Here is an 8,256-nt window from a genome sequence, read left to right on the forward strand (position 1 = left end):
AACCCCGCAATTCCCGTTCGTACGGTTCCGTAATGGCAGAGGTATCCAGCCGGTCTACAACATCGCTGATAAACCGTGCCAAATGGTTTTCCGGCAACCACTCGTTCAAATCCGGCGGAAGAAGGAACAGTTGATCGTGGTTGTGACCACGGAACCTCTTTCGTGGCATGGCGAAGCCTCCTCAACGCTGTTGCCGTTAGGTTTCGCCATTGATCCGGAAATTTCCTTCTGGAAACTGACTCAAAGATTACTCGGACACGCTCCTAGGGATGGTCCATACATCAAAGCAGTCGCGCAAAGCAATCCACGCCGATAAAGAACGTGACAGCCCTTTTGTGTTGCGTTTTCCCATGTCAATAATACACAAGTTGCATTACAAATCCTTTGCGAATTAGCGTTCGACTCTCTCTACTGTTCAGGGTTCGACTTTACATTTTTACGTATGAAGGTCGCTGGTTTCATCGTTCTGCTCATCGCCTGCTATGCCCTGATTTCTTATCTGTTGCTCAGACGGTCAACGGTGTAATGCAACCGTTTGATATACTCCACTGTAGCAGGAGGGGCGAGAAAGGAGCGAGGCGCTTGTTCCTGAAAGAAGTTCGATTTGTCGATTGGCCGGACGATACCGGACAGTATCCATTCAATCTTCCCGCATTTCGGGGGATCTCCGAGATCACCTTTCCAACGGCCGTCACGTTTTTCGTCGGGGAGAACGGATCGGGCAAATCCACGCTGCTGGAGGCCATCGCAATCTGCGCCGGATTCAATGCGGAGGGAGGCAGTGCGGCCAACCGGTTTTCCACCGCACAGACCGAGTCCGCACTCCACAACCATCTGCGACTCTCCTGGTTCCCCAAAGTGAACCGAGGCTTTTTCCTGCGCGCGGAGAGCTTCTTCAATTTTGCAAGCTACATTGACGAACTGGAACGCGAGTGTCCCACGGGCTACGCGGCGTACGGTGGAAAGTCGCTGCACGAACAATCCCATGGCGAATCGTTCCTCTCGCTCTTCACCCAGCGCTTTCGCGGCCGCAGCAAGGCGTTGTACCTGCTGGACGAACCGGAGGCGGCACTCTCGCCAGCCCGACAGTTGGCGCTGCTGCGCGTCCTGTGGGAGCATGAACAGGCGGGACAGACCCAGTTCATCATCGCCACGCATTCTCCTATTCTGCTCGGCTACCCAACCGCCCGAATCCTCAACTTTGATGCCAGCCCCCTGGCACCTGTTCGATACGAGGAGACGGACCACTACGTTATCACGCGCCATTTCCTATTGAACCGTGAGGCCATGTTGGAGACGTTGTTCCAGACCGACGATTGACATTGGCCGACATTTTTCCAATGATGGCAGATCAAGACGACGGCAGAAGCCGGACCGAAGTCCGAGACTTCCGCCGCCATCATGTTGAGTCCCGCCGCCCAGAGACCGCGTTGTGACGACTTCACGCCGTCGTTGACACTTCCCCGTGGAGCGCCGTTGTCCCCCTCACGCGTACGGGCGCGGTTTCGCGAATGGTAAATGCGATTAAAGCGCTTACAAACGCGCCTGCCGCAGCAATCCAAAGCGGTGCGGAGAGGCCGAAGTGATCCGCCGCCATGCCTCCAATGGACGGCGCGGCGGTACCGCCGATAAACTCACCGACAAGCTGCGTCAACCCCACCGCTGTACCCACGTACTTCGGCTTCAGAGACTCACCCGGAATGACCGCCATAAACAATGGGAACGCAGCCTGCCCCGCGTTGGTCAAGAACCCAATCACCATCATCAGCGCCACGGATCCGTGCACCAGCGCCAAGCAGATGGGCGACAGGGCGGCAATGAACCCGAACAGCACCAGTGTCGGTTTCCGGCCGATTCTGTCTGAAATGGCAGGTCCCACGAATCCCCAGAAGAACGTGCCCAGCCCCATGGCCGCCATGATCAACCCCATGTCGCCCGCCGAATACTTGTCATGCTCCGTCAGGAAGGTGGGTGCAAAGGTGGTGAAGGCGAACAACCACGTCATCATAAACACCGCAATGATCATGCACACCCAGACGTTGCGGCTCCGGAACACAACCGGATAGTCCTCGCGGCGGACCTTGTGCTCACCGGCTTCCATCTGCTCCTTGGTCATGCGTTTGGAGGGGTCTATCATCCACTTCAGCAAGACGAAGAACATGATGATGCCCGGTACACCCACGAGATAGAACGCCGCGTGCCAAGAATAGTGCTCTGCCACCGCCGTCACAATCAACGGTGTTACGGTCGATCCGATGAGCCCAAGCGCGCTCTGCACGAATCCGAGGTTGAATCCCCTGCGCTTCTCGGATGACTCCGCGATGACCGCCGCTTGCGCGATGGGGAGCACTGGCCCTTCGGAAATTCCCATCAACCCGCGCGCCACAAACATGGTCGCAAAGTTCCTTGCAAGTCCGGTCAGGAAAGAGAACAGCGAGAAGGCTAAGGTGATAGGCAACAACACCTTTTTCCGAGAACCGAGGAAGTCCGAAATGGTTCCGAAGAAAAACCCGGACAGCGACCAGCAGATGGCCAGAACGGACACCAACAGCCCAATCTGGGTATTGTCCAATTTCAAATCCGGGGCAATAAACGGAAACAGATACACAATGCTCAATCGCTCCATGAACACGAAACCAAAGGTGAAGAACATCATCGTCACGACCGCGTTCTCGTAGCGGAAGAACGATTTTTTCGGTTCATCGCTCATTGACAGACACCCTTTCCTCAATCAATTTGACGCCATGGATCACGCCCAGGCCCATCATGTAACCGATATCATCCGTCGTACCCACTTCATTTTTTCAGCATCCTGAGGATGGTTCCCGATTCACCTCCGCAATCTGACATGCTTGATCACAAAATAATCGAACTTTACAGATTGAAAAACGGAGTCGTTCCTGTATTCGGAACACCTCAGGACGATTTCATCTCTCATCGACTTCCCTATTGCCTTGACGATGGTTATCCCATCGATTCCCCGTCGGTCCTGGACAGTGCTTCCAACACCTCGCGAAACGACTGGGGATTCTCCGCGCGGAATCCTCGGGCCTGTTGCGCCGCGGACCAAGCGAGCCGCTCCGCCGCGCCACGGGTCACCCAGGGCGTGTGGCCCAGCGAGGATACGGTTTCAGCCGCATCCAATAATTCGTGGGCGCGGCGTTGGCCGTGCTGCCCATTGCGCACCAGCAGGTAGTTGGCCAATTCGGACAGCGTCATGTTGCCAAACGAGGCGTCCACCGAAGCGAGCACATCATCCACCACGCCGGCCGCCGACGCGGCCAACAGCGCTTCCATGAACAGCGCCTCGATGCCCTTCACAATCACGCTGCGACACATTTTGACCGCAGCCGCCGCTCCCACACCCCCTTCCACGACGTCGATGCGCATCCCATACGGCTCCATCCAACGTTTCAACAAATGGGCGCCCGGCCCGTCCGCCAACATCGGCACCCGGTGCCGCAGCGGTGGGACGGCGGACATCACCGCCACCCCCGCAAACCGTGCACCGGTGTTGGACAACAACGCCGCAATCTCCTGTTTGCGTTTCGGAGAACAGGAGTTCAGATCCGCATACACGGCATCGGACTGAAGTGCGGGCGCGATGTCAGCCGCAGCGGGAAGCGCCGCCGTCGGGGTCACCAACGAGAACACCAACGTGGCCCGCTCGCCGACCGCCTGAACGCTGTCCAACAGTTGCATCCCAATCTGTTCTGCCCGCGCTTTCATTGCGTCATTTTGAAACGCGTCGTAGGCGACCATGTGCTCCACACCCGCTTCACGAAGTCCGGAAGCAATGGCGAAAGCGGCTTCCCCGAATCCAATGAATCCAACCACCATTGGAAATCAACCTCCCGTCCACGCGCTGATATGGGAGCAGGGCGGCGCCATCCCCCGCGCATCTCGCATCACCGGTCCACGTAAGCCACGCCAAGAGTTTCCAATTTCGCTCGGAGCCCGTAAATGTCCAGGCCCAGTTCGCCCGCTGCCAGCCGCGCCCGCGTCTGCGTTTCTCTGGCGACCCGCGCAGCCGCGCGTTCCGCGATGTCGCCCACCAGCGCTCGAGGCACGCAGACCACGCCGTCCCTGTCCCCCAAAATGATGTCTCCCGGATGAACCAATGCGCCGGCGCATACCACCGGAACATTGACAGACCCTGCGGTCGCCTTCACGGTTCCCTTGGCGGAAATGGCCTTGGCCCACACCGGAAAGCCCATGTCCGTCAGTTCCTGTGTGTCCCGCACGCCGGCGTCGATGACAAGACCCACGACCCCGTGCGCCCGTGCGGACACAGCCAGCAGTTCACCGAACATCCCGTCCGTGGACGGTGACGTGCAGGTCACCACCAGTACATCGCCGGGTCTGCACACCTCTATGGCCGCGTGAATCATCAGGTTGTCTCCCGGATGACAGGAAACCGTCACAGCCGTTCCACACACCCGGGCGCTGTCAAAAATCGGGCGTACATACGGAGCGAGCAGCCCCGTGCGCCCCATCGCTTCGTGCACCGTGGCTGTTCCGTATGGGAGAATGGCCTGCACATCTGCAGCACTGGCCCGTTCAATGTTGCGAACGACGACCGCAGTCATACGAACACGCCTCCCACATAGGGGTACACCCGTTGGTACGCCTCCGCGTACACCACGGTTCCGCCCGCATTGCGCCCCGCCTGTACGCCGCGCCGCTTGGCGAGATCGGTATAGTACGCCCAGAGGTGTTCCTGCGCCGCCATGCACTCCATTGCCCTCCGCTTGCGTTCAAAGACGGGCGTGATGTCGAGCAGCACCTGCACCTGGAAGTTGCACTGCTCGGACTGATGAGGTTCAAACAAGAACACCGCCGGCGCCCCAATGACGTCGTATGCGGACGGATACCCATGCGCCTGCGCGAGAATGCGCGATTCCAGGACGAGCTGGGTGGTGCGGGGGTGATCGGCGTTGTACGGATCGACCAGAGAGTGCGTCAGAATGAACTCGGGCCGGTGCTGACGGAACTCCTGCACGAGGCCGTCCCGCAATTCGGCGGTGACCTCCAGCGGATAATCCCCCGCGTCGAAGAACCGGACCTCCGCACCGAGGATGTCGGCCGCCTTTTCGGCTTCTTCGCGGCGAATGGCCTTAATTTCTTCCAGCGTCTTTCCCTGCTTCCACAACCGTGCGGATTCGCCTCGTTCGCCAAAGGTCAGACACAGGACGCGGACTTTGTAGCCCATGTCGTGATAGAGCGCGATGGCCCCACCCGCTCTCCACACAAAGTCGGCCGCGTGTGCACTGACCACCACAATGGTTCCTTTGGATGCATCTGCCATCTTCCATCGCTCCCGTCTTCCGCTGAGTGGGTGTTGTTAATTGAACACGTAGTCCGGTTCCACCAACAGGGTGGTATTGTCCACCGCCATCCTGCGGACGTCGGCGGGCGAGAATCCAGCCGCCAGAAACTGATGCGCGAAGTCGAAGAACCCTTCGGTGATGGACGGATTGACCTTCTGCCCGAGGTCCGAGGAAAGGACGCATTTGTCGGGACCAACGGCTTTCACCGACGCAAACAACGTCTCCCACGAACATTTGTTGGTATAGAAGGTTGTGTAGCAATGCTCAATCAGCGCTCCCATCTGGCTGAGCCGCACCTGTTCGTCGACGGTGAACTGCTCGGCCGGGAACAGCGCGTGCGTGACCACCACCCGCTTGACGCCAATCTGGTTGGCCGCCTCGACCAGCGCGAAGATCTCAGCCTTGCCGAGATGCCCCGTGGCCAGGGTCATGTCGTACTCCTTGATCAGTTCGAGGCAGGTTTGCACGTCCGGCCGCACCTTCCCCTCGTCGTCCACCACGGACAACGGTGCCGGCGCGATGCCTCGCGCGTGAATCTCGCGCTGAATCTTCGCCCAGAACGGCAGCTTATTCGTAACGGGTCCATCTTCCCGGCCGGCGGTCTCATTGGCGGCATCGACCGTCGGGAACCAGATGATGCGAGCCCCCGCGCGGCCCGCCACATCCACGAGGACGGGGTTGAACCCGCCGACGGCGTGGTTCAGGGTGACCGCCCCAAACGCATGAATGCCCGGCACCGCGTTGGCAACCACCTTGGCCCGCTCCACGGTGGCGAAGTAGTGCGATTTCAGCACAAACCCCTTCAGCCCGTTGTCGAGAAACGCTTTGGCCAGGTTGAGGTCGTCCGTGCGACGCTCAATCAAATCCGGATCGACATGCACGTGCGTATCGTAGGCGCCGCGAAGCAAGTCGCGAACCTGTTCACGATCTTTGTCGGTCATCGGTACGTAACTCATCCACTTCCATCTCCAGTCCCAACGTGTTGTCAACGATTTTGTTAACAATTCGAAGCAGGAAACGCCCGCCAGGGCGGTCGCCCCTCGGCGTTATTCCTGCGTGTGCAGCGCCCGCAACGTGTCGAGCACGTTCTGCAAATGTTTGCGCATGGCCTGTTCGGCAGCGTCCGGATCCCGCCGTACCACGGCATCGACAATCTCCTTGTGCTCCGCCAGAGAGAGCTCCGGGCGCCCCTGCGAGAGAATGGTTCGATATTGAAAGCGGACACTCTGGGTATTCAGCGTGTCGAGCACCTTCGCAGCGGTCGTGTGTCGGGCCATCCGAATCAGCGTGCCGTGCAGTCGGGCGTTGCCTTCGGAGTACTCCAGGAGATCATTGACACGATAGTGCCGTTCCATCTCCGCAATGATTTCTTCGAGTGCCTTGCAATCCTCTTCCGTCGCGTTCTGCGCCGCGTGTCGTACGGTCACGCATTCCAAGGCGGTGCGGACCTCCATGATTTCCACTGCTTCGCGTTCCGTCACCATTCGCACCCGCGCACCGCGATAGCGTTCCCGCTCGACGAGCCCCTCTTGTTCGAGCCGGGCCAGCGCGGTCCGCACCGTGGCCCTGGCGGCATGAAACGCTTTCGCCATGTCCATCTCCACCAGCCGCTGATTGGGCATCAGGGCTCCTGTGCGAATGGCGTCCTTCAGCTTTGCGTAGCATTCATCCTCGGTCAGCAGCAGCGATTCCTTTTCCATCTCCATCTTCCTACTCCATCGGATTGGCGCAATGGCGGGGCTAGCCCCCCTGTTGCCCCTGACCCCATTATCTCACACGACCGGGGTGCCATAAGTGTGAAAACTGGCAACGGTGGGATTGCCCCACGCCTGGCCTCGTTTGCGCTCCGCCTCTGTCCAGGTGATGGGCTCCCAATCTGGCGCGAACACCAGGTATCCACCGGAACAGATTTCAATCCGATTTCCTCCCGGTTCATACACGTAGACAAAGTAGGTTTGATTGATGGCATGCTTGCTCGGCGCGAACTCAATGAACACGCTATGGTCCACAAACAGGTTTGCCGCGCGCCAGATGCCTTCGTTGGTATCGACGCTGAAGGCGATGTGGTGCAAACGTCCGCGGCTTCCCGTATCGTCCTGGGTATAGACCAGGTCGTACGACTTGTTGGTCGCGCGGTACCACAAACCCGGGCGCCGTCCGCTGTCCAACAAAATCTGTTCGGTGAGGCGCAGGCCCAACTTGTCTTCCACGAACGCCCCATCGGCCTCCGTGTTGGAGGTCAGAAAGTTGATGTGGTCCAAATGCTTCACCGCAGCGCCCCGCCCCGTAAATTTTTGCGGCTGGTTCTTCAACGTCGGGCGGAGGTGTTCTGGCGGCTGATAATACTCCGTCTCATAATAAAGTTCCAGGAGATGCCCATCCGGTCCGCGAAATTGATACGCCCGGCCGTGCCCCCCGTCTCCGTCCACCCAGCCCACTCCTGCGCCTGTCGCTTCGATGATGCGAACGCGCCGCTCCAGGGATTCCGGACTCATGGCGCGCAGCGCGGTGTGCGCCACGCCCGCCTGGTCCGACGCCGTCAACTTGAGGGAGTATCGCTCGTAGTCGCCCCAGCATCGCAGGTAGGCGGAATTATACTGGCCCCAGAGTCAACCCAGACAGAAGGGATGGGTTAAGATGAAGTAGAGGTGTTTATGATGCCGGGACGTAAGTGGACAGTGGACGAGAAGATGAACATCGTGCTCGAGGGCATGATGCCCGGTGCGAATATCAGCGAGGTATGTCGGCGGCATGGCGTGGCCCAGAGTCTGTATTACAGGTGGCGTGAAGCGTTCCTGACTGGTGGACGGGCTGGGCTTCAGTCCGGACCCTCTACGAGGGAGCAGGAGCTGGAGAAAGAGTTGCAGGAGGCTCGGGCTAAGATCGGTGAACTCACGATGCAGGTGGATGTGTTGCGAAAAAAATC

9 protein-coding genes are annotated in these 8,256 nt (G+C 59.1%); 2 read left to right on the plus strand and 7 right to left on the minus strand.

The window, feature by feature from the left end:
• Positions 1-582 precede the first annotated feature (582 nt).
• Positions 583-1,320 carry an AAA family ATPase gene (locus G463_RS0116375; RefSeq protein WP_026976014.1) on the plus strand — a complete coding sequence of 246 codons (738 nt, stop codon included), beginning with the start codon at positions 583-585 and terminating at the stop codon, positions 1,318-1,320.
• Between the two features lie 121 nt (positions 1,321-1,441).
• Here the strand turns inward: G463_RS0116375 and G463_RS0116380 are convergent, their stop codons facing one another.
• From G463_RS0116380 to G463_RS21045, 7 genes are all read right to left on the minus strand, one after another.
• On the minus strand, positions 1,442-2,710 hold the full coding sequence (locus G463_RS0116380; RefSeq protein WP_026976015.1) for an MFS transporter: 1,269 nt from the start codon (positions 2,708-2,710) through the stop codon (positions 1,442-1,444).
• Positions 2,711-2,964: 254 nt separating this feature from the next.
• Positions 2,965-3,840 (minus strand): NAD(P)-dependent oxidoreductase, encoded by an 876-nt coding sequence (locus G463_RS0116390; protein WP_026976016.1) that lies wholly within the window; start codon positions 3,838-3,840, stop codon positions 2,965-2,967.
• A gap of 68 nt (positions 3,841-3,908) precedes the next feature.
• Positions 3,909-4,589: a 4-carboxy-4-hydroxy-2-oxoadipate aldolase/oxaloacetate decarboxylase gene (locus G463_RS0116395; RefSeq protein WP_026976017.1), complete on the minus strand. Its 681-nt coding sequence runs from the start codon at positions 4,587-4,589 to the stop codon at positions 3,909-3,911.
• Positions 4,586-5,308 (minus strand): PIG-L deacetylase family protein, encoded by a 723-nt coding sequence (locus G463_RS0116400; protein ID WP_026976018.1) that lies wholly within the window; start codon positions 5,306-5,308, stop codon positions 4,586-4,588. The genes G463_RS0116395 and G463_RS0116400 overlap by 4 nt, the downstream gene beginning before the upstream one ends.
• A 36-nt stretch (positions 5,309-5,344) precedes the next feature.
• The gene (locus tag G463_RS0116405) at positions 5,345-6,286 is read right to left on the minus strand and encodes a DUF6282 family protein (protein ID WP_245575937.1); all 942 of its coding nucleotides are present in this window, start codon (positions 6,284-6,286) and stop codon (positions 5,345-5,347) included.
• 90 nt (positions 6,287-6,376) lie between these two features.
• Positions 6,377-7,036 carry a GntR family transcriptional regulator gene (locus G463_RS0116410; protein ID WP_245575938.1) on the minus strand — a complete coding sequence of 220 codons (660 nt, stop codon included), beginning with the start codon at positions 7,034-7,036 and terminating at the stop codon, positions 6,377-6,379.
• A 66-nt stretch (positions 7,037-7,102) separates the two neighbouring features.
• Complete coding sequence (locus tag G463_RS21045) at positions 7,103-7,912, minus strand: VOC family protein (protein ID WP_051322396.1); 810 nt, start codon at positions 7,910-7,912, stop codon at positions 7,103-7,105.
• A gap of 75 nt (positions 7,913-7,987) precedes the next feature.
• On the opposite strand from G463_RS21045, the gene G463_RS0116420 reads away from it, so the two are divergent.
• Positions 7,988-8,256: transposase (locus tag G463_RS0116420; RefSeq protein ID WP_026975951.1), on the plus strand; the 269-nt coding region annotated here is incomplete at its 3' end.

The sequence above is a fragment of the Alicyclobacillus contaminans DSM 17975 genome (genome assembly GCF_000429525.1).
GTDB classification, from domain to species: domain Bacteria; phylum Bacillota; class Bacilli; order Alicyclobacillales; family Alicyclobacillaceae; genus Alicyclobacillus_A; species Alicyclobacillus_A contaminans.